The sequence below is a fragment of the Roseimarinus sediminis genome (genome assembly GCF_050433125.1).
Classification (GTDB): Bacteria; Bacteroidota; Bacteroidia; order Bacteroidales; family Prolixibacteraceae; genus Roseimarinus; species Roseimarinus sediminis.
This window is the reverse complement of sequence record NZ_JBNPXV010000003.1, coordinates 235723-257215: the sequence shown is the minus strand read 5'-3', so window position 1 is coordinate 257215 and position 21493 is coordinate 235723. Positions and strand designations below refer to the sequence as shown.

The 21493-nt window shown below is 44.1% G+C and carries 21 protein-coding genes; 7 read left to right on the top strand and 14 right to left on the bottom strand.

Annotated features, from left to right (window positions below; translation table 11 throughout):
* Positions 1-69 precede the first annotated feature (69 nt).
* Positions 70-3348: a lamin tail domain-containing protein gene (locus FHS86_RS05715; RefSeq protein ID WP_429412008.1), complete on the top strand. Its 3279-nt coding sequence runs from the start codon at positions 70-72 to the stop codon at positions 3346-3348.
* Between the two features lie 73 nt (positions 3349-3421).
* On the opposite strand, the gene pelA is transcribed toward FHS86_RS05715, so the two are convergent.
* From pelA to FHS86_RS05680, 7 genes are all read right to left on the bottom strand, one after another.
* On the bottom strand, positions 3422-4522 hold the full coding sequence (gene pelA / locus FHS86_RS05710; protein ID WP_429412007.1) for a pectate lyase: 1101 nt from the start codon (positions 4520-4522) through the stop codon (positions 3422-3424).
* Between the two features lie 46 nt (positions 4523-4568).
* Entirely contained in the window at positions 4569-5552 is a 984-nt protein-coding gene (locus FHS86_RS05705) for a glycoside hydrolase family 5 protein (protein ID WP_429412006.1), read from the bottom strand.
* Between the two features lie 299 nt (positions 5553-5851).
* Positions 5852-6094 carry a type II toxin-antitoxin system RelE/ParE family toxin gene (locus FHS86_RS05700; RefSeq protein WP_429412108.1) on the bottom strand — a complete coding sequence of 81 codons (243 nt, stop codon included), beginning with the start codon at positions 6092-6094 and terminating at the stop codon, positions 5852-5854.
* Positions 6095-6143: 49 nt separating this feature from the next.
* Positions 6144-6380 (bottom strand): hypothetical protein, encoded by a 237-nt coding sequence (locus FHS86_RS05695; RefSeq protein WP_429412005.1) that lies wholly within the window; start codon positions 6378-6380, stop codon positions 6144-6146.
* Positions 6381-6464: 84 nt separating this feature from the next.
* Positions 6465-6950, bottom strand: a complete 486-nt coding sequence (locus FHS86_RS05690; protein WP_429412004.1) for a TlpA family protein disulfide reductase — start codon at positions 6948-6950, stop codon at positions 6465-6467.
* A 74-nt stretch (positions 6951-7024) separates the two neighbouring features.
* The gene (locus FHS86_RS05685; RefSeq protein ID WP_429412003.1) at positions 7025-7291 is read right to left on the bottom strand and encodes a hypothetical protein; all 267 of its coding nucleotides are present in this window, start codon (positions 7289-7291) and stop codon (positions 7025-7027) included.
* 777 nt (positions 7292-8068) lie between these two features.
* Complete coding sequence (locus FHS86_RS05680) at positions 8069-9400, bottom strand: ammonium transporter (RefSeq protein WP_429412002.1); 1332 nt, start codon at positions 9398-9400, stop codon at positions 8069-8071.
* A gap of 390 nt (positions 9401-9790) precedes the next feature.
* Here FHS86_RS05680 and FHS86_RS05675 point away from each other — a divergent pair, with 390 nt between their 5' ends.
* Positions 9791-10255, top strand: coding sequence for an Lrp/AsnC family transcriptional regulator (locus FHS86_RS05675; RefSeq protein WP_429412001.1), 465 nt, complete (start codon positions 9791-9793; stop codon positions 10253-10255).
* On the opposite strand, the gene rlmB is transcribed toward FHS86_RS05675, so the two are convergent.
* Positions 10252-10992, bottom strand: a complete 741-nt coding sequence (rlmB, locus tag FHS86_RS05670; protein ID WP_429412000.1) for a 23S rRNA (guanosine(2251)-2'-O)-methyltransferase RlmB — start codon at positions 10990-10992, stop codon at positions 10252-10254. The genes FHS86_RS05675 and rlmB overlap by 4 nt on opposite strands.
* A gap of 87 nt (positions 10993-11079) precedes the next feature.
* Positions 11080-13023 (bottom strand): ABC-F family ATP-binding cassette domain-containing protein, encoded by a 1944-nt coding sequence (locus tag FHS86_RS05665; protein ID WP_429411999.1) that lies wholly within the window; start codon positions 13021-13023, stop codon positions 11080-11082.
* A 235-nt stretch (positions 13024-13258) separates the two neighbouring features.
* On the opposite strand from FHS86_RS05665, the gene FHS86_RS05660 reads away from it, so the two are divergent.
* A complete protein-coding gene (locus tag FHS86_RS05660; protein WP_429411998.1) occupies positions 13259-13534 on the top strand; it encodes a hypothetical protein in 276 nt (91 codons plus the stop codon).
* Between the two features lie 96 nt (positions 13535-13630).
* Here FHS86_RS05660 and FHS86_RS05655 read toward each other — a convergent pair whose 3' ends face one another.
* A complete protein-coding gene (locus FHS86_RS05655; RefSeq protein WP_429411997.1) occupies positions 13631-14203 on the bottom strand; it encodes a DUF4494 domain-containing protein in 573 nt (190 codons plus the stop codon).
* Between the two features lie 226 nt (positions 14204-14429).
* Between FHS86_RS05655 and FHS86_RS05650 the strand changes: the two genes are divergently transcribed.
* Together FHS86_RS05650 and fmt are read left to right on the top strand one after the other, a co-directional pair.
* Entirely contained in the window at positions 14430-14627 is a 198-nt protein-coding gene (locus tag FHS86_RS05650) for a DUF5522 domain-containing protein (RefSeq protein ID WP_429411996.1), read from the top strand.
* Between the two features lie 48 nt (positions 14628-14675).
* Positions 14676-15653 (top strand): methionyl-tRNA formyltransferase, encoded by a 978-nt coding sequence (gene fmt, locus FHS86_RS05645; RefSeq protein ID WP_429411995.1) that lies wholly within the window; start codon positions 14676-14678, stop codon positions 15651-15653.
* A gap of 6 nt (positions 15654-15659) precedes the next feature.
* Here the strand turns inward: fmt and FHS86_RS05640 are convergent, their stop codons facing one another.
* On the bottom strand, positions 15660-16652 hold the full coding sequence (locus FHS86_RS05640; protein WP_429411994.1) for a glucosaminidase domain-containing protein: 993 nt from the start codon (positions 16650-16652) through the stop codon (positions 15660-15662).
* 248 nt (positions 16653-16900) lie between these two features.
* Between FHS86_RS05640 and FHS86_RS05635 the strand changes: the two genes are divergently transcribed.
* A complete protein-coding gene (locus tag FHS86_RS05635) occupies positions 16901-17380 on the top strand; it encodes a cytidine deaminase (RefSeq protein ID WP_429411993.1) in 480 nt (159 codons plus the stop codon).
* A gap of 23 nt (positions 17381-17403) precedes the next feature.
* On the opposite strand, the gene FHS86_RS05630 is transcribed toward FHS86_RS05635, so the two are convergent.
* Complete coding sequence (locus FHS86_RS05630; RefSeq protein ID WP_429411992.1) at positions 17404-18084, bottom strand: RluA family pseudouridine synthase; 681 nt, start codon at positions 18082-18084, stop codon at positions 17404-17406.
* A 510-nt stretch (positions 18085-18594) separates the two neighbouring features.
* Here FHS86_RS05630 and FHS86_RS05625 point away from each other — a divergent pair.
* Positions 18595-20040, top strand: coding sequence for a hypothetical protein (locus FHS86_RS05625; protein ID WP_429411991.1), 1446 nt, complete (start codon positions 18595-18597; stop codon positions 20038-20040).
* A 158-nt stretch (positions 20041-20198) separates the two neighbouring features.
* On the opposite strand, the gene panB is transcribed toward FHS86_RS05625, so the two are convergent.
* Complete coding sequence (gene panB / locus FHS86_RS05620) at positions 20199-21014, bottom strand: 3-methyl-2-oxobutanoate hydroxymethyltransferase (RefSeq protein WP_429411990.1); 816 nt, start codon at positions 21012-21014, stop codon at positions 20199-20201.
* 123 nt (positions 21015-21137) lie between these two features.
* Positions 21138-21491: a T9SS type A sorting domain-containing protein gene (locus FHS86_RS05615; protein ID WP_429411989.1), complete on the bottom strand. Its 354-nt coding sequence runs from the start codon at positions 21489-21491 to the stop codon at positions 21138-21140.
* Between the last annotated feature and the right edge of the window lie 2 nt (positions 21492-21493).

The following is a 21493-nucleotide window of genomic DNA, read 5'->3' as shown; positions in this document are numbered from 1 at the left end:
CTCAACTTACGACCAATGATTAAACAAATTAAAAATAGCTTCAGGATAATTTTAAGCTTGTTATACTGTATGTTTACACTGGCATCATCTGGTCAAACATTGCAGGTAAGAATCAATGAATTGATGGCTTCAAACAGCAGTATCATTCAGGATGCCGATGGTGATTTCAGCGACTGGATTGAACTGTATAATCCGGAAGGTGAATCGCTTGAGCTAGAAGGCTGGTACCTGACTGATGACAGAAATCAGCTGCACCAATGGAAGCTTCCTGAAATCAGTATTAAAGCACATGATTTTTTATTGATCTTCGCATCGGGCAAAGATCGTTCAATGGCGGGTAGTGAGTTGCATACCAATTTTAAATTGAATGCCAGCGGCGAGTATTTGGCGCTTGTCGATCCTGATGGAACCATTGTAAATGAATTTTATCCTGCCTTCCCGGAACAAAAATCAGATATTTCCTATGGTTATTATGATGGAGTATACCAGCTGCTTGCAGTGCCGACACCAGGGGGTGATAACAAAGAGGGTGAAGTGCTGGTTCCCGATCCGATTTTTAGTACAAAGCATGGTGTATTTGATGAGCCTTTTATGCTGGAAATTCAAGCATTAGTTGAAGATGCAAAAGTTTTTTATACCCTTAACGGGAATACCCCTTCTGTTGAAGATGCATTACTATATACTTCGCCCATTCCTGTTGATTCCACAACGATTGTCCGCGCAGTTGCTGTTGTCAATGGAAATAATTCCAGCCGCGTAATTACTCAGTCCTATATTTTTCCCCGGGATGTCATTCACCAGGGCAACACTCCGGCCGGGTATCCTGTAAACTGGGGATCCTATTCAGGTATTAGCGGAACGGCTGTTGCGGATTATGAAATGGACCCTGAAATGATGTCGGATCCGGTATTCGCGGCAAGTGTAATTGAAGGATTAAAAAGCCTTCCTGTTATGTCGTTGGTTGCTGATATTGATTATTTATTTTCCCATTCAAGTGATCCCGATTCAGGAGGAATATACATATATACTGGGGCTCCCGTTGGCAGTGGTATTGGTAAAGGCTGGGAACGTCCGGCATCGATGGAGTATATCCCTTTAGGCGAATCAGAATCGATTCAGCTTAATTGTGGTATACGTTTGCATGGAGGTCATTCCAGACTCCCGGAGAAATCGCCCAAACACTCATTTCGACTGGTTTTTCGAAATGAATATGGTACGTCAAAACTACAATATCCACTGTTTGATGACGAGGATGCAACTACATCGTTCAACTCGCTTGTGCTGAGGGCTGGTTTTGGACTTTCATGGATTCATCATAGTCATGGCGAAAGAAAACTAGCCCAATATCAACGCGATATCTGGATCAAAGATACACAACGTGCGATTGGGCATGTGTCGAGTCGTTCATCTTACGTGCATCTTTTTATCAATGGAATTTATTGGGGAATTTATGCTCCCTCCGAACGAATGGACAGTGATTTTGCAGCATCGTACCTGAAGGGCGAACCTGAAGATTTTGATGTGATAAAAGATTATCAGGATGTGGCCAATGGCACTATTGAAAACTGGAATAAACTGATGAATGTGGTTAATTCCGGAGTGGTAGATGATGTTAATTATCAGCGCATTCAGGGGAATAACCCAGATGGAACGTACAACCCTGAATATGAAAACCTTGTTGATGTGGTGAACCTTGCTGATTACATGTTGCTTAATTTTTATGGGGGGAATACCGATTGGGATCATCACAACTGGGCGGCAGCAAAAAACAGAAATAACCCTTTGCAAGGGTTTAACTTCTTTTGTTGGGATGCCGAGCACATATTAAAAAGCGTAGATCAGAATGTACTGAATGAGAATAACGACCAATGTCCCAGTCGAATCTTTCAACAATTAAGGAAAAATGAAACCTTTGTACGACTTTTTTCGGATAGGGTTCAACACCATTGTTTTAACGGGGGCGTATTAACACCCGAAGCTGCATTACAGCGATGGAACAACAGAACCTTACAAGTTGAAAAAGCCTTAACTGCTGAATCAGCGAGGTGGGGCGACTATCGAAGGGATGTTCATCCTTATCAAACTTCAGGGCCCTTCGATTTGTATTCTTATACCGACCATTGGTTAACTCAACGGGATTTTATGCTTAGCACTTATTTCCCTGAAAGGACACAGGTTTTACTGGATCAGTTGAGGTCAGCCGGTTTATATCCATCAATTGAAGCTCCTGAGTTTTTTATTAATAAGCAGCCCTTTTCGCCTGAGAACAACATTGATAAGGGTGATGTTTTGTCAATGAAATCAGCTGAAGGTGTGATCTATTATACCACCAACGGACAGGATCCGGCAAAGTGGGAACAGCAGGATGATCATAGTGAAACATCTTTGGCTACCGGTGATCAGCTTAATTCATCAATTACCAATGGCGCGCAGATGTATAGTGAGCCAATAAGTTTAACAACAACGGCTTGTATCAAAGCCCGTACTTATTCAAACGGTTCATGGAGTGCCATGATGAGCGGTTCGTTCATTTTTGCTGATGATTTTGAAGACATTAAAGTGACTGAAGTTCATTATAATCCATTAGCAGACGGTGTTGTTGACGGCAAGGATCTTGAATTTATAGAGCTTAAAAATACAGGCTCGTCCACCCTTGATATGGGCGGCGCTTCTTTTACTGATGGTGTGGAATTTGTTTTTCCATCAGAAACATTGTTGCCGGCAGATAGTTTTGTTGTTTTGGCATCCAATTGGGAGCACTTTTATGAACGATATGGCTTCCTTCCTGATGGTGAGTACAGTGGTAACCTTAATAATGGTGGTGAGCAGCTTCTTCTTGAAAGCAATGCAGGAGATACAATATTCAATCTCACTTACGGGAATAATTCACCATGGCCTTTAGATGCCGATGGTACAGGTTATTCGTTGGTGCCGGTGGATATTAACCCGATTGGTAATCAGAAGGATTATAGCGATTGGCGTGCTTCATTTCATTTAGGTGGTTCGCCCGGAAAAGACGACAAGGCTTCATTCAATAAAATAGTAGATTTTCAGGAGAAAAAGAGTTTTACCCTGTCGCAGAATTATCCCAATCCGTTTTACGAAGTAACTTATATAAATTATGAGCTAGCTGAAAAAGCATGGGTTGATATTTCGGTATATAACCTTATGGGGCAAAAAATAACAGAACTGTATTCCGGTTTTCAAAGCGAAGGAAGTCATGTGCTTAGCTGGAACGGTTCTGTTTCGGGGGGTGCTCAGTGCAATACGGGTATTTATGTCTACAGGATGATTGTTAAAAATAATACGAATCGGCAACTATTTACCCGGAAAATGATAAAACGCTAAAGCGAAACATTGAAATGAACAGGTCTTTTATTCATAGAAGTTGGCAAGTTGAAAAATAAGCAGCTACTGCAATCTATTCATCAATTTGCTGACGCTTTTTCCATGCCGGCAATTCCTCCTCGAGCAATACTTTTGCAAATTGTTCGATGTAAGCGTAATTGTTACGTCGTTCAAACGAGATGTCGTTGTAGTTCTTTTTAACTTCTCCGCTGCGGTCGACATAAAGGGGCTCGCTGTTTTCGATGGAATAAAAGCGTGCCCACAGGTCGGGTCCTTCGGGGTCGTCCTTAAGTATGCGGTCATAGCCTTCGGCAGCAGTGCTGTCGGGAATGTAAATGAGTCGTTTGCCTGTAATGCGCGCCTGATCGAGCCAGTTGCAGGCTGAAATAACGGCCCCTTTGATTGCGTCATCGGGCTGTTCAATTTTCATCAAAAACCTTAACAGTGTAACCGTTTCCATGCCACTGATGCTGGCCGGTTCGAACGAACGGGCCGGAGCTGGCAACAGGGTATGTTCATCGTGTTGGGCGCACCAACCGGTGGGTTCACCATTCACTATGATTTGGGTTTTTAAAATGCAGTCAAGACCCTTTTTGAAGGAACTTGCGGCCAGCTCCTGCCTTTTATTGTCCATGAGTGCAAATTCGGGCGCCAGCCGAACGATGTCGTAGAGCAGATTCATCACGCCGGTCATTGCATCGTCGTTGTAGGTAATGTGGGTGTAGTAGCCTTTCTTCAGTGGATAAAATTGTGGCCAGCCCCCGTTGTCGTACTGCGCTTCCATCAGGTAGTCGAAACCTTTGTTAAAAGCTTCGAGATAGCGTGCATTGTTTGTGGCACTGCACAGTTTGGCCAGGTAGCGCAGATGGGTATAGGTGCTTCGATTGTCGATGGTTGCGTCTTTCCTGCTCTTCTGAGCAAGCACCAACTGTACCTCTTCGTCGCTAAGCTGCCTTGCCATGTTGATGTTTTTTGGCCAACCTCCCCAGCTGCGTTGAAAAAGCAGGATGTTGTTTCCAATTCGGGCGGCCTCGTCCGATTGGTACCAGGCCGAAGACTGCTTTAGCAGCCACGCCCAGTTGGTGCGCTCTTCGTCGTCGGTGTTCAGCTCCTTTTGTGCAAAGGTGTTGGTGAACAGCAATGCGCACAATCCAAGTAAAAGCATTTTTCTCATTACACGATGCTTAAGCAATTCAACGGAGGTATTGCTATTTGGGTTTTTATTGCCCGAAATATTGTTGGTGTTTGCTGATCAGTTCTTTACGAACCAGTTGCCCTGAGGGTTTAATGTCTTCCATTTTCCATCCACCTTTTCCCGATGCACCTTCTACGAGGGCTGCCGAACTTTCATTTTTGTCGGCAATCGACCAGTTGCAGTGGCTGATGTGGTGTTTGTCCATCCAGTTGTACCATTCGCGGGTTTCTTTTTTATACACGTTTCCATCACCATTGGCTTCGGTGGTGCCATATTCGGTAACAAAAAGACAAAGTCCTTTTGCCATTGCCTCGTCGCCCCTTTTGCGCAATTCTTCGCCGTGGGTTCCGGCATAGAAATGAAGTGTATAGGCAATGTTGTTGCCTTCGATCGGATCCATTGCAGCTTCGTCTACTCTTTGCGACCAGTAGGGAGTGCCACAAACAATGATGTTGTTTTTGTCGTATTGTCTGATGGCGGCTATTACCTTCTCGGAATAGGGCTTAATGACTTTTGACCATGATATTTTTAGTGGTTCATTGTAGATTTCATAAATAATGTTAGGATGCTTTCCGTATTTTTCTGCAATCTTTCCGAAGAATTCGATGGCCTCTTTGCTATAGTCTTCGGCATGATGGGTATGAAGATCGACGATCACATAGATACCCTGGTCGATGGCAGCATCGATCACTCTTTGCGCTTTGCGGAATTCGTCTTTGGGGTGGCTGGCATAACCTCCCTGATCGACGGCGATGGCGGCTCTCACTACCGAGCATTTCCAGTCTTCTTTCAGCCAGCTAATGCATTCTTTGTTGTAATATTGACCGATCCACTGGCTCCAGAACAATGACATGCCGGTTAGTTGTACTATTTCTCCATTTTCTGAAACGATGTGTGTGCCGTCAACTTTTAATTGTCCGTATTTCTTAACCGGAGAAAAGGCCGACGAAGTGAGTGCTAAGCTAAGAAGACCGAGCAGGGTCAGCAGGGTAAAGGTACTTGCTTTCATAAACAGGTTTTGGTGTTAAGTGGTTTAAAGCAAATAAAGTTAGCAGTATTTTTAGAAGTTCAAAACCGGCACTTGAAAAATGCTGATTTTGAAGACTCCCACCTCGTTGCGCTAAAGCTAAACGTGGGAGAGCAGGGGGACAAATGTGGATAAAATAATGTTATTCATAATAAAATAGTTTTTGTAATGTACATCGACCTGAAGGCGATAGCTGGCAGGTGAGGTTTAATCCTGACAACGACGGTACTCCTCACCGGACACCAGGCCTTGCTCAGCGTGCTGCTTATCAGAGCCAGTTGTTATTTTATTCTTTTCCCTATTCTTTTGTCATCAGGATCCTGCCGACAATCCCAAATCATGATAATCAAGAGAAGTTGATTAAAAATCTCGTAGATAATTTGATAATTTCCTGTAATTAAAGCTCTAGCGGTATCGTAATCAGTCTTTGTCCCAATTAAAGGATTTCGGGAAATCAATTTAATACCTTTATCAATCTCAGCGTTTAATTTTTTACTATAGGTCGCACTTTTACTTCTCTGGATATAAAAATCAGAAGGTCGAATAAGTCAGATTTTGCAGCAATTGACCATTCTATTTTGTATTTATCCATTGGTCAATCTCTTTTTGTAAGTCGTTGTGTGAGATTGTCTTTCTTTCTTTTAATTCATTTCTTGCTGAATCAATTCTTTTTTTCTGAAAGTCACTTAATTTATATTCTCCCTCAGAAAGTTTTGATTCAATAATCGTTTTGATCGCATTCAAAAAGGATGCATCATCGATGTGAGAAAGATGTTCTTTAATAATGTCTCTTAATTCAACTGTACTCATCACAAGTCGTTTACCCATAAATACTTATTTTTTTTGTCGTAATCGACACCATCTTTTAAAAGTACAAAAACCTGCAATCGATGTTTATTTTTCCTCTATCAACGAATTTGCATCGTCTGTTTTGTAGGGGAGCAAATCCTGGATGATCAGTTCAAAATGCTTGATGGCCAGGTCTAAATTATCCATGTTGCCCAGGCCACCTTCAATATATTGAATCGTTCCAAATCGGTCGATAAAAATATTTTCCGGGTAGGGGTAGCTCTCGATTGTATTAATGAAAGGTTCAATATTTAATTTCTTGTCTTTCTGGTTTTTACTGGCAATGTGTTTGAAATTGAAAGCTTGCTTTTGAAGAAAAACGCTGACTTCTTTCTCGTCATCAAAAGTCAATGCAATAAAATTGATTTTGTTTTTATACTTCTTATAAAGTCTGTTTAATGCCGGAATTTCTGCAACACATCCTCCACATCGAATAAACCATAAATTAATAACAGTAGGCTTGTCTTGTATCCCCCCAATTTTAATTTGCTCACCATCGATTGTAGTAAATTCTCTTTCAGGAACAGACATGCCAATTTTAGGATATTCCCGTGATCGCACGGGATACTTCAATCCAATGCGTACATCGTAGGTGAAACATCTAATCAGCGAATCTTTCTTTTTAATAACATCGTTGATGAAAATTGTAACCGAGCTGTTTTCAGTGTTTGAATCAGTGTATGCTTTTTTAAAGAATCAACAAAGCTTTGCATCGCTGAATCTTTAATCATCTTGTTTGTAACTAGATATCGGTAATAAATCGTATCGTTTATTTCATAACTGGCAGTCTCAGGATTTATTAACTGCCTGTTTTGATGTTTGCAGGCAGACAGAATGATTAGAATAATTATTATCAACTGATAGCTTTTCATGTGTACTTTTTTTATGGTGACTGGCCGTTTTTCAATCCAACTATTATCAAAGAATATTCCCCTGTTTGCAGTGTAAATGGTTACGAAAAAGACTGCTTCCCGGGCACATAATCCCTGTTTTGTATTTTGGCTGATTGAATACGGTATTTATTTTAATATTTATCCATTGGCAATCCAGAATGCTTCTCCACTCCTAGGTAAGCTAACTTTTAAGAGATTGTGAAACAAATTGTGTGAATTGCGTGATTCCCTGAGTGAATGGCGCTATTTGGGGTGTGAATGGAAATAGTTGTCACGCAGAAATAATTAGATTTACGTTTGGCTTCATGTTGACAGGCATAGGAGTCGCAATTTAATCTGTGCCGGGTTGCTCCGACTTCATCTCCAAAGGTTAAAGTTGAAAGCTAGTTTGGGAGGCGCAAGCTCCGACTCGCTGAAGCACTTATTCACTCAAAAAAAATCACAATAGAAACAATAGAGCACAATAGAAAACAATTGTCTGATTGAAAACGGCGGGCTGGTTTTTAACCCTCGTATGGCTGTTGAAAATGGGACTTCCGGGAGCGGCGAGCTAACTCCGCTTCGCTCCGATTTTCAATTCCAACTCGCCGAACACATAACTAATATTACAATTGCCACTTTGACAAAGAAAAGGTTGTCATCCTTGTTTGAGTGACTGCATACTTAAAAATGCGCGAGTCGGAGCTCGCGCCTCCTGACATTGTAAAAAACAGCTGAAATATCTTTACCGGAATAAATCGTATGTAAACTTTATTACTACGGTTTTTTGTATTCAAAACCATAGCTCTCGTCGTGTTGACTAAGGTCGAGTCCCACTTTTTCGGAGTGGGCCGAAACGCGCATACCAATTATTTTATCGGTGATCCAATAAAGCAGGAAGGATCCTCCGAGTGCAAAAATAGTCACAATGATCAGCGCCAGAATGTGAAATCCAAAAGTGCGGAATTCACCGTAAATAAGCCCTGTGCCACTGGCGAAAACAGCTGTCAGTATCATGCCTGTGATGCCACCCACACCGTGTGCCGGAAATACGTCGAGCGTGTCGTCGATGTTTTTGTGATGCCCAAAGTAGTTAATGGCCAGGTTGCTGATGATGGCTGCCACTACCCCAATAAAGATACTTGAACCCACATTGACAAAGCCGGCGGCCGGGGTAATGGCTACCAGCCCGATGACGAGGCCGATGGAAGCTCCCATGGCTGATGGTTTTTTGCCGCGTGCGGCATCGAAAAAGATGTAGGCCAGCATGGCTGCTGCCGAGGCGGTGTTGGTATTGAGCAGTGCCAGGGTGGCTGTGGCATTGGCTCCCAGTGCCGATCCGGCGTTAAAACCAAACCATCCGAACCAGAGCAATCCGGCACCAAGCAATACAAACGAAATATTGGCAGGTTGCATGGGTTTGTTGTAGTCCTTGCGTTTGCCCAGGAAAATGGCTCCGGCCAGGGCTGCAAATCCTGCCGACATGTGTACCACCGTACCACCGGCAAAATCGAGTACGCCCCAGTTGCGGAACAAGCCGTTGGGGTGCCAGGTCATGTGTGCCAGTGGTGCATAAATGAAAAGGGTGAAGAGACAGATAAAAAGCATGTAGGCCCTGAAGCGCACCCTTCCGGCAAACGAGCCGGTGATCAACGCCGGTGTAATGATGGCAAATTTTAACTGAAACATGGCAAAGAGCGCCAGTGGAATGGTAGGGGCGAGGTCGGTATGGGTTTGACCATGTACGCCCCGGAACATGAAAAAGGTGGCCGGATTTCCGATAATGCCTGCACCTTCACCGCCAAGGCTGTCGCCAAATGCGAGACTAAAGCCCACTACCACCCAAAGAATGCTTACTATTCCCATGGCAATGAAACTTTGCAGAATGGTTGAAATGATGTGCCGCGGATGGATCATCCCGCCATAGAAAAAACCAAGCCCCGGCGTCATTAGCAGGACCAGTGCTGTTGCGGTTAACATCCAGGCTGTATCTCCGGTACTTAAATTGGGATCGTCGGTAAATTCACCACTACCGGGAAATACAATTCCCAAAATTGCTGCAATTACTATAAGGCCCAATATCATGAACCAACTTCCTTTACTTTTCATAAATCTTCATAATTTGTCAATAAAACTTCAAAAAGATACATAAAGCGGCACAAAAATAGAAAAATAATATTTTAAATCGATTTTTTGTAGACAAAAATACAAAATAGAGCGTCTTTGAAATATGGGTATATGTTTGAAAAAACTATTAAAAAATTAGTTAGATGTGTTTGTGGTGGGGGTGACGTGGTTTTTGTAAGGTCGATATGTTGCAATAATACATAAATAGTTGAGGGTAGATAGGAATATCAAAAAGATATAGACAGGATGAATGGGGCATTTTTATAAATTAAATCACAAGAGGATTAAAAAGTCTTGAATATGCACAACAAATGCTTAAATTTGTCGACTTAAGCACATTTTGTGTTTGTGAATGATTAATACGAAAGAAAAATGTCATTAAAACACCAACTCGACGAGATTGATTTAAAGATACTGGATATCATCACCAAAAATGCCAGGATGCCATTCAAGGATGTGGCAGGCGAATGTGGTATTTCACGGGCTGCTGTTCATCAGCGGGTTAACAGAATGATTGAAATGGAGGTGATTGTCGGGTCAGGATATCACATCGACCCCCGAAAAGTCGATTTTCATACCTGTACCTACATTGGTGTATTTCTTGACAAGGCCGGGAACTACGAGGACGTGGCCAATGAACTGAAGAACATTCCCGAAGTGGTGGAATGCCATTATACTACCGGCCAGTATGCCATCTTTGTAAAAGTGTATGCCCGGAACAACGAACATCTGAAAGTGGTGCTGAATGACAACATTCAGCGGATTACAGGCGTGTCGAGTACCGAGACCTTTATATCGCTTGAGGAGACCTTTAAGCGCGAAGTGCCTATTATTTAGGCTTCGGAACGCTGCTTTAGCGCTTCGAAAAGCAAAATTCCGGTGGCAACCGAAACGTTCAGTGATTCAATTTTTCCTTTTACAGGAATTTTAATCAGCTGATCGGCAATCTTTAACAGCTCGTTGCTGATGCCGCTTTCTTCCGAACCCATAATGATGGCGCAGGGAACCCGGTAGTCACTTTGATGGTAGCTGTCAACGGCTTTTTCACTGGCTGCGAAAATCTTAATTCCATTTTCCTGAAATTTCTGAATGGTGAGCCGTCCGTTGCGTACCTTGCAAATGGGTACATGGTTGATGGCACCTGCCGAGGTTTTGATGGCATCGGCATTGATTTGTGCCGACCCTTTTTCGGGTACTACAATGGCATGAACGCCGGCGCACTCAGCACTGCGTACAATGGCTCCAAAATTCCTGACATCGGTAATTTCGTCGAGGTAGAGCAAAAACGGACTCTCGCCCTGCTCGTAAGTTTGGGCAATGATTTCTTCGACATCGTAAAACGGAACCGGCGATACAAAGGCAATGACTCCCTGGTGGTTTTTTCGCGTAATGCGGTTGAGCTTTTGTTCGGGAACCGACTGAATATTCATGTTGTGTTCCTTGATTAGTTCAAGAAGTTCTTTGTACAGTTCTCCCTGCAGGCCTTTTTTGATTAAAAGCTTGTCGATGGTTTTGTCCGATCGGATGGCCTCGATAACGGCCCTGATGCCAAATATATAATTGCTGTTTACCATGGTGCAAAGTTATACTTTTCGTTGAAATGAATGCAGCAAGCTGGCTGCTTTGTTTTTGAAATGAATGATTGCTTTATGAACAGATGGCTACCAGGTTTTTTTTCCCTGCCATTCTTCCAGTTCTTCGGTCGAAAGTTCCCATTCGTACAGGGTTTGTTCGAGCTGGTGTTTTACCTTTTCGTACGAGGAGAACAATTCATCGCTGGCATTTTGCGGATTGGCCAGCTGTTGATCCATTTCACTGATCTGTTGTTCGAGTCCGGCTATTTTGGCTTCCATCTCTTCGACCAGCTTTTCGGCTTTTTTGATTTGCCGGTTGATTTCTTTTTGCTCTTCGAACGAAAGTTCATTTTTTTTCACTCCCGGATCTTTGGCATCGACGCTCGATTTAACGGTCTGTTGCCTTTCAAGCTCCTTGAGTGATTCAATTTTTCGTGCTCTGATAAAGTCATAAATACCTCCCAGGTGCTGAACAATCTTCTTGTTTCGGAATTCGTACACCACGTTAACCAGTCCGTCGAGGAATTCGCGATCGTGCGATACCAGCAGAATGGTGCCTGTAAAATCCTTTAGTGCCTGTTTGAGGATTTCCTTCGAGCGCATGTCGAGGTGGTTGGTGGGTTCGTCCATCACCAGAAAATTGACCGGTTCGAGCATGAGTCGAACCATGGCCAGACGGGTTCGCTCACCGCCTGACAGTACCCTTACCTTTTTATCAACATCGTCGCCCGAAAACATGAAAGCCCCAAGTATGTCGCGTATTTTTGTTCTGATTTCACCCACCGCCACCTTGTCGATGGTTTCGAGTACGCTGAGTTCGCCATCGAGCAAATCGGCCTGGTTTTGTGCAAAGTAGCCAATTTTAACATTGTGACCAATCTTCATTTTACCGCTGTGCTCCAGCTCATTCAGAATGACCCTGGCGAGGGTGGTTTTTCCTTCTCCGTTTTTTCCGACGAAGGCAATTTTCTCTCCCTGTTCGATGTACAGATCAATGTTTTTCAATACTTCGAGACTGCCGTACGACTTGCTGACTTCTTTGGCTTCAACAACAATTTTACCTGAACGGGGTGCCGGGGGGAACTTCAGATTCAGCCGCTGATGGTCTTCTTCGTCCACTTCAATGCGGTCGACTTTCTCGAGTTGTTTGATCCGCGACTGCACCTGCACTGCTTTGCTGGCCTTGTAGCGAAAACGTTCAATGAAGTCTTCGGTATCCTGAATCATTTTTTGCTGGTTGCGGAACGAGGCGATTTGCTGTTCGCGTCGTTCGGCCCTTAATTCAACATACTTTGAATAGTTGGCCTTGTAATCGTAAATTTTTCCCAGCGAAATCTCAATGGTGCGGTTCGTTACATTGTCGAGAAAGGCACGGTCGTGCGAAACCAGAATAATGGCCCCGCTGTAATTTTTAAGAAAGTCTTCGAGCCATTGAATCGACTCGATGTCGAGGTGGTTGGTTGGCTCATCGAGCAGAAAGACGTCGGGCTGGCGCAACAGCAGTTTGGCCAGTTCGATGCGCATGCGCCAGCCTCCACTGAACTCGCTGGTTGAGCGTTCAAAATCGTTCCGGCTAAAGCCAAGCCCCATCAGCGTTTGTTCGATGTTGGCATGGTAAGAATGACCTCCAAGCATGTTGTAACGATCGGAAAGGTCGGTTATTTTTTGAATCAGGTCGTGGTAGCTTTCTGTTTCATAATCGGTACGGGTGGCCATCTCGATGTTGAGTCGCTCAATTTGAGCTTCCATTGCAAGCAATTCGGCAAAAGCTTCTTCGGCTTCGGCAAATACTGTTTTGCTGTTGTCGAGCACCATGCTCTGAGGCAGGTAACCAATGATGTGATCTTTAGGAATCACAATGTTCCCTTCTCCCGGCATTTGCAGGCCGGCCATCATTTTCAAAAGCGTTGATTTGCCTGCGCCGTTTTTACCTACGAGACCAATTCTGTCGCGTGGATTAACGATGAAGGAAATATCCCTGAAAAGTTCAAAGCCACCAAAATTTAGTTTTACCTGTTCAACCGAAACCATTTTCAAATTTTTTAGGCTGCAAAGATATAAGAAATGGTGAAATAGAAGATTGATTGATCGGAAGGGAGCAGTGATGAAATATTTTCTTCGTTTACCGATGCTGAGCGCTTGTTGATCGACAGATAGCCGTTGTTGGTCAGTTGAGAGGAATTGTAGTGTAACAAATCATCATCGAAAGCGTCTTAATAACTGAAAACACAACACAACATTTTACCTTGCTTTTAAATAAATAGTTATGAAAACACCTGTTAATTTAAAAATTGCCCTTTCAACCCTGCTGGTTCTTTTTGTATTGCTTGCTGCCCGCTACCAAAAAATTGCTAAAAGTGAGCTTTCCGAAGCCTTACTGGCCACATCGAAAGTTGAAGAAGCACCCATGAATATTGAGTCGTGGATGACCGACGATGCACTCTGGCAGTTCGACGAGGGAGCCATGGCCGATGATCTGGAAGCGTCGCTCAGCATTGAGCCCTGGATGACCAACGATGGAATCTGGAAATTCCCATCGTAACGAAAATAAAAAACGACCGATCATAGGTCGTTGGTTTGCTTTGAAAAGGCACCGCATGCAAGCGCATCAGGTGCCTTTTTAAATTTATGGGTAAGCTTATTGTTCCTGTGTTTCTTCGTTTTCGTCTTCCTCTTCGTCGGACAGGAATTCTTCTTCTTCAGGATCTTCCAGTTCTCCCGGAGGTGCAATTTCTTCTTCTTCAACAGGAGCCGGCTGGCGTTTTATCTCTTTCGGTTCGAGTTCTGAGTCGTAGGGAAATACTTCGGCAATGGTACTCAGCTGAATCGAAGTGACCACGTAGGGCACCAGCATGTACGACAAACCTTCCTCGACCCGTTTCAGTGCGTGGTTGATGTCGTCGGCCATGACCAGAATGTAGTTGGTCACTTTCTTTTCCTTCCCGGCTTCTTCATCGATGGTAATCAGGTTGATTTTTGCCTTGTACCACCATTCGCCTGTTTCACTTGGAATGACTTCCGAAATGTTCGATTTCTTTATGTTTTGTACCTGAAACTCGCCGTTGGTGAGCTGGTTCATTTGCTGATAAATACGGGTTTCGGCATCGGTAAACGAAACCGCGTCGAGCAGATAATTGTCGTTTATCTTGCGTTCGTGACCACTTTGATCAATTTTAAGGTATTTAACCTTACATTCATACCATGTTTGCATTGTCGATCATCTTATTTTAAGCAGGCAAAAATAAGGGAATTCATCAGCTAAATGAATTTTTTGAAGGCGTTTTATTAACAAAGCGATAAGGTGCAGCAGGAGAGCTATATGGCAGAGGGCAGATGACAGTTAGCTGTAAATGTTGTGTACTGTTGGAGTTTACAGGATGTTTTAAACCATTATGTGCTTAAGCTGTTTAACTGGCAGAAAAAATTGAAACAATTCTATGACTTTTTATTTAGACGATTATGGCTACCAGGACGAACTGGTTGAAGGGGTGGATTATTACATGAGTAAGCAGGGATACCGGATCATGACCGAAAAATACCTGAAAGAAAGGGGATGGTGTTGCGGAAACGGCTGCATGCATTGTCCCTATCAGCCAAGGGCTGTGAAAGGGAATACCAATCTTCGCAACAAATAGACCTATCTTTGATTTCAACCTTTTATCTTTGTCGAAAAACCGAAAACAATGGATGGAAAAGCACTACGGATCGTTTTTATGGGAACACCCGACTTTGCGGTGGCCAGTTTGAAAAAGCTGGTCGACGAAGGCTATCAGGTGGTTGGGGTAGTTACAGCCGCAGACAAACCGGCCGGCAGAGGACAAAAGGTGAACCAGTCGGCTGTGAAACGTTATGCCGATGAAAAGGGTCTGCCTGTTCTTCAGCCCGAAAAACTTAAAGATCCGGCTTTTATTGAAGCTTTGGCTGCATTGAAAGCCGACTTGCAGGTGGTGGTGGCCTTTCGTATGCTCCCCGAAATGGTGTGGGACATGCCCCGCCTGGGAACCTTTAACCTTCATGCCTCACTGCTGCCCAAATACCGTGGTGCCGCACCGCTCAACTGGGCCATCATTAAGGGGGAAAAGGAGTCGGGCGTGACTACCTTCAAACTGCAACACGAAATTGATACAGGCAACATCATCTTCCAGGAAAAGGTCGAAATTGGCCCCGATGACAATGTGGAAGTGCTGCACGACCAACTCATGGACGTTGGCGCCCGCCTTGTTGTTCGCACGGTGGATGCCCTGGCCGGAGGAAAGCTTGAAATGAAAGCTCAGGAAGAACTCATTGCACAGGGACAAGTGCCCACCCCTGCACCAAAAATATTCAAAGACGATTGCCTGATCAACTGGAACTGCACTTGTCTTCAAATTAAGAACCTTGTACGCGGACTCAGTCCGTATCCCGCAGCCTGGACCCGGCTTACCGATGGAGAAGGGAAAGAAACCAGCATGAAAATTTACAAGGTTGAAATCGAAAACACCAGCGAGCACCCTGAACCTGGCCGTATTGAAAGCGATTTAAAAGGCGATTTAAAAATTGCAGCCGCCGATGGTTTTATTTCGCTTAAAGAAGTACAGCTGGCCGGGAAAAAACGAATGAAGACTGAAGATTTTCTTCGTGGCTTTCAGCAGATAACCAACTACAAGGCTTTTGGCCAATAAACAGCTTTACTCTTTGGGCTTTTTACGACGCAGGTAAAGCCGGGTGCCGGTTTTTACCTGTTCATTCTTTTCCATCCGGTTGAGGCGGTAAAGTCTGCTGAGTTTCATTCCGTATTTTTGTGAAATACTCCACATGCTTTCCCCCGGCTTTGCCACATGAAAGTCGTAGCCTTTGGGGGCATTGTAGCGCTTCCTTTCGAGATAAACAATCTCATTTACTTTGGGTTGTACCTCATCACGATTAAGATCGTTGTAGTGATGCACTTCCCAGTTTTTCAATTCAAATTCCCGGGCAATGCTTTCGTAAGTGTCGTCGGCCCGGGCAGTGATGGCATCGAGTCCGTTGATGTTTTTTATTTCCCTGTCGGCAAATGGATTGAGCCGGATGCTTTCGATGCTTTTAATTACTTTATCGCGGGCACCTGCAAACGGAAGTTCGTCGTTGCGGGTGATTGTGGTATCGTAACTTTCGGCCAGCTGATCGATGCTGATATCATCGAGCAGGTGCAGTTGTTCGTCTTTGATTATTTTAATCAGTCGTTCGGCATATTTGGGGTCGGTGGCATAGCCTGCTGCTTTCAGGCCCTTAGCCCATGCTACATAGTCGGTGTGGCTTAGGCTGAAAAGCGCTCCGTAACGGGTATTTTGCACCAGAAAATCGGTGTGGTCGATGTACGATTCTTCCACCGTGCGGTACTTGCGGAAACACTCATTCAGCTTGTCGTCGTGGTGATAAACACGCGCTCCCTTCCAGTCGTTCCGGCACTTTATGCCAAAGTGGTTGTTCGATTTACGGGCAAGTGCACTGTTCCCGTTTCCCGACTCGAGGCAGCCCTGGGCCATGGTGATGCTGGCGGGAATGCCGCTTCGGTGCATTTCGCGTATGGCGATGGTTTTGTAGGTGTCGATGTATTCTTTTCGCGACATCTTGGTTTGTGAGTTGGCGAAAAGTGTAATCATCAATAAAACGGGAACGGTGATCAGTATTACCTGCTTCATATTTCGTATTTGTTGTTCAATAAATAAACAAAAAATGCTTTAAACTAGTATGTACTGTACAAGCTTGTTGGCAACAAATTTAAAAAAAATGCCATGCTGCATCGGGAAATGTTGATAACTATAAAAAAGTTGTACTTTTGAATGATGCTAATGTGGGGCTTGGACATCGGTTCACCCTGCCAACACGCGATAAGAAAAATTGAAAGGTGCGTTCTGCATCAACGCAGCGAACGATAAAACAGTACACTATGGAACTTCATAAAATAGAAATCACTTATCAAAGGGCTTCATCGATCGATGAATTGTCGAACGATGATGCCTACCTGCTTGCTAAGGCACGCGAAGTGGCCAACAATGCCTGGGCTCCTTATTCGGGTTTTCTGGTGGGTGCAGTGGTTGAACTGTCGAATGGTAAAATTGTAACCGGAAACAATCAGGAAAATGCAGCCTATCCTTCGGGTTTGTGTGCCGAGCGGGTAGCCCTGTTTGCAGCCAATGCCAATTATCCCCAGTCGAAGGTGAAAACCATTGCCATTTCGGCCTTTAACAGCAAGGGGCAGGTGGAAGGACCGGTAAAGCCCTGTGGCTCATGCCGTCAGGCCATTCTGGAAGCTGAGCTGCGTTTTGAGCATCCTATCAGGCTGCTGCTCGACGGGAAAAACGGAATCAACATCATCGACGGAATTACCAACCTCTTACCACTGAGCTTCGGAAAGGACGATCTTTAAAGAAGGCATTTTCACTCGACAATTCAGGAAAAGTTGGCTTCAAAAAATTTCCAAAGCGGATCGTCGGGCACAGGCGCCGTAATTTGCAGCTTGTTTTTTGTTACCGGATGAATCAGTTCGATGCTGCATGCGTGCAGGTGAATGCTTCCTCCCGGGTTGGAGCGGCTTGCTCCGTATTTGAGATCTCCCTTAATCGTACATCCAATGGCCGCCAGCTGGGCCCTTATCTGGTGGTGCCGCCCGGTGATCAGTTCAATTTCAAGCAGGTGATAGCGATCGGAGCTGCCCAGGTAGCGGTAGTTTAAAACAGCCAGTTTGCTGTCGGGTTTTTCAAGGTCGGAGGCATACGACTTGTTTTGTTTACTATTGCGTACCATCCAGTGCTGTAATGTGGCCTGGTTGGTTTCGGGACGCTGCTCCACCACGGCCCAGTATATTTTTCGGATGGCTTCTTTCTGCTGAAACATCCCGTTCAAACGGGTCAAAGCCTTGCTGGTGCGGGCAAATAACAACACCCCGCTGGTGGGGCGGTCGAGCCGGTGGGTAACCCCCAGAAATACAGCCCCCGGCTTGTTGTATTTCTCCTTGATGTACGCCTTAACCAGCTCGCTCAGGGGCGTGTCGCCGGTTTTGTCGCCCTGTACCAGGTCGTTTCCGCTTTTGTTAATGGCAATGATGTGGTTGTCCTCGTATAGTACCTGCATGTTTTCAACATTTTTGGCAAAGTTAAACATTGCTGCATAAAAGCAGCCGGTTGAAATGAAGTTTCGTTTTGGGCAGGCTTGCTACCCGGGCTAAGCTGCTGTAGCTGATAGTATTTATTTCCGCTTGCCATTGCTTGTTTTTTGAACCTTTTGCGGATAAGCTTTCCCGATCCGGTATTCAGTGCATATCACTCACCAATGACTTTTTTCTAATGACTATTCATGGAGACATGAAAACACACAATGACTTTTAAAACCTTATTTGCCTTCAGTACCTTTCGTTTTTCAGCCACAGCTATATTTAGGAATGATACTCAGGCTTGCCACACACTTGAATATTACTAATTGAATAAAGATTATGTTTATTTTGGTACGGTGTTTGTTTTATCAAAAAGCGTTAATAATCGATCGGTTGATACGTAGTATGTTTTGAATACATTTACTTCATTTAGTATTTCGAATGGATGTGTTCCCCTTTTATTAAACACTAATCATTTAATCTTCTGTAACATGAGAGCCTGTATTTTTATGCTTGTACTTTTGTGCGGTGTTGTTATAAATACCAAGGCACAGGAAATAGCATTTGATCTGAAAAAGTACCAAACACCCGATTATTCAAGGGCACAACTTGATCTCGATGCTGACCTTAGGGAAGCTTTCAACGCAAATGACTATGCCAACCAATTCAATGGAAACCCATTGTCGGATACTTCGTTTAATTTCAATTTTAATCTTCATGCCGCTTATCGTAAAGTTTGGTTCAGTCGGGAGAAGATTGAAACGTTAAGTAGCCAGCTTGCTGTAGCTGAGTCTTTTTCAAATAGGAACAGAAATTATCAGGATGAAACGCAGGATGTGCTTTCAAAAAGTCAGGGCTTTACCAGTGCGCTTTATTTTTCGTATTTCAACAACAATTACCTTCGAAATGAAAGAAAGGCTTTCGTACATTATGGCGGCAATTTCAATTTGATTAGCAGCGACTATTCTAACTACCAGGAGAACATGCAAGAGTCCAATGGTGAAATGATTGCAGAAACCTTAGATCAACGCAGATCGGGTTTTATGCAGCCACTGAGTGCAGCTTTGGAGCTGGGCTTTGGTATCGGACGGCTTGAACACATTGGCGGGGCTGTTGAAGCAATATATATTCTGGATGAATTGCAGAAAACAGGCAATACCTTAAAAAGCATCAGCGAAAGCGAAGTTACTTTACTGGCCGACAAAATCATTCGTTTGAATGAACAGCGTTATTTCGACTCCCGAATTTACCGGCGAATGGTGATGCGTGAACTGACCGCCTTATTAATGGAAGAAGGTATCATCGATGATGTCTCTGTGGAAACATTTAACACCATAGCCGATTACCATTTTTATGCCGGCATGGCCAACCGAACATCAGGATCGCGGCTGTTGCTTTCGCTTAATCCAAGGTTTTCAATCAATTCATTGAAGCGTCAGAAAGAGCAGCAATTTGACTATGCCTATCGGGATTTTGACGAAGTGCTGGCGCTCAGGCTCGATTATGTTTATCAAAATCCGATCTCTATCAAATGGCAGTCGACCATCAATGCTTTTGCAGAATACAACCGGGCCTGGAGCCAGTACGATAATATTCAAAACGAGGACGAGGAATACGATTATACTGAAACAAACGAGGGAACCATGAGGGGTTCAGCCAGATATACAATCGGATATTACCCCGATACACGGACTTATTTATCGGCAAATGCAGGTGCCGAAGTTGAACTTTATGAGCTGCATAAGCATGATGAGGCTGGTTTTAATGTCAATGCAAGCCTTGGCCTTTCGGGCTACTATTACCTGTCGGACCGCCTGCGTTTCAACGGAGCGTTTTCAGTCCTTTACAATCCGTATAATCATCGTTACAACATCGATCAAACAGCCCATGAATTTGGCCAAAGCCTGACACTTTCGTTCACTTATCATATCTTCTAAATAGAAGTGAGGTGAAACAAAAAAGCCGCAGAATTTTCATTTCTGCGGCTTTTTTGTTTCAACGTATGAATATTGCTTGTGTAAAATGCTTTAAATTTCATGAAGCTGTATTGAGCCAACTCCCTAATTGCGACTATTTCCTAATGACTCAATTCTTTCTAATACTGTTCTTTCTCGTTGGGAAAATCTCTCGATTTCACATCATCGACGTAGGCTCCCACTGCTCCTTTGATTTCAGCAGCCAGGTTGTGGTAGCGGCGTAAAAAGCGGGGCGAAAATTCCTGGGTTATTCCCAGCATGTCGTGCAACACCAGTACCTGGCCGTCGACATCGCCTCCGGCACCAATCCCGATGACCGGAATTTTCAGATCGGTGGCCACTTTTTCACCCAAACTGGCCGGAATTTTTTCCAGCACAAGGCCAAAGCAACCGGCTTCTTCCAGCAGTTTGGCATCGCTGATCAGTTTTTTGGCTTCTTCGTCTTCCTTGGCACGCACCACATAGGTGCCGTATTTGTGGATCGACTGCGGCATCAGTCCAAGGTGCCCCATCACCGGGATGCCTGCTGAAAGTATGCGGTTGACCGATTCAATGACTTCTTTTCCGCCTTCCATTTTTACGGCATCGGCATGGGTTTCTTTCATGATGCGAATGGCCGAATGCAGCGCTTCCTTCGAGTTGCCCTGATAGGTTCCGAAAGGCAGATCGACTACTACCAGCGCACGTTTGGTGGCTTTAACAACCGATTTGCCATGGTAAATCATCTGATCGAGTGTGATGGGAAGGGTGGTTTCGTTGCCGGCCATCACATTCGAAGCCGAATCGCCCACCAGAATCACGTCCACTCCGGCCTGATCGACCAGGTAGGCAAGACTGAAATCATAGGCGGTTAACATCGAAATCTTTTCCCCGCGTAATTTCATTTCAGAAAGAACATGGGTGGTTACTTTCCGTATTTCTTTATGAACTGACATTTGTTTTCATATTGGTAAGCTGCAAAGTTAGAAAAAAAAGGATTCGGCGCCAGAAGGCATGTAGCAATAAAAAAGCCCGGAAATTCCGGGCCTTCGTGCAATAATGTTTGTGTTTATGGAAAATTAGCGCCTTATTAAAAATCGTTCGGCCTTTACCCATTCGGCAGTGATGATTTTGCACAGGTAAACACCTTCGTTTAATTCATTTACTTCGAAATCAAGTTTCTGCTTTCCTGCTTCGTTGATTTCCTTTTTGATCACCTTCACCTTTTTCCCACTCAAATCGAAAAATTCAACGACTACTTCCGAAGGATTCTCCAGCTCAAAACGAACGCTCGCTTTGTTGTTGGCCGGATTGGGATAAATATTCAGCTTTTGCTTTAATTCATCCTGCTGTGCGAAAGCAAGGGCTTTCTGAGCAGGTGCTGCAGTCAGTGTAAAAAGGAGTATCAATAAAGTAAGTATTCTGAATTGCATAA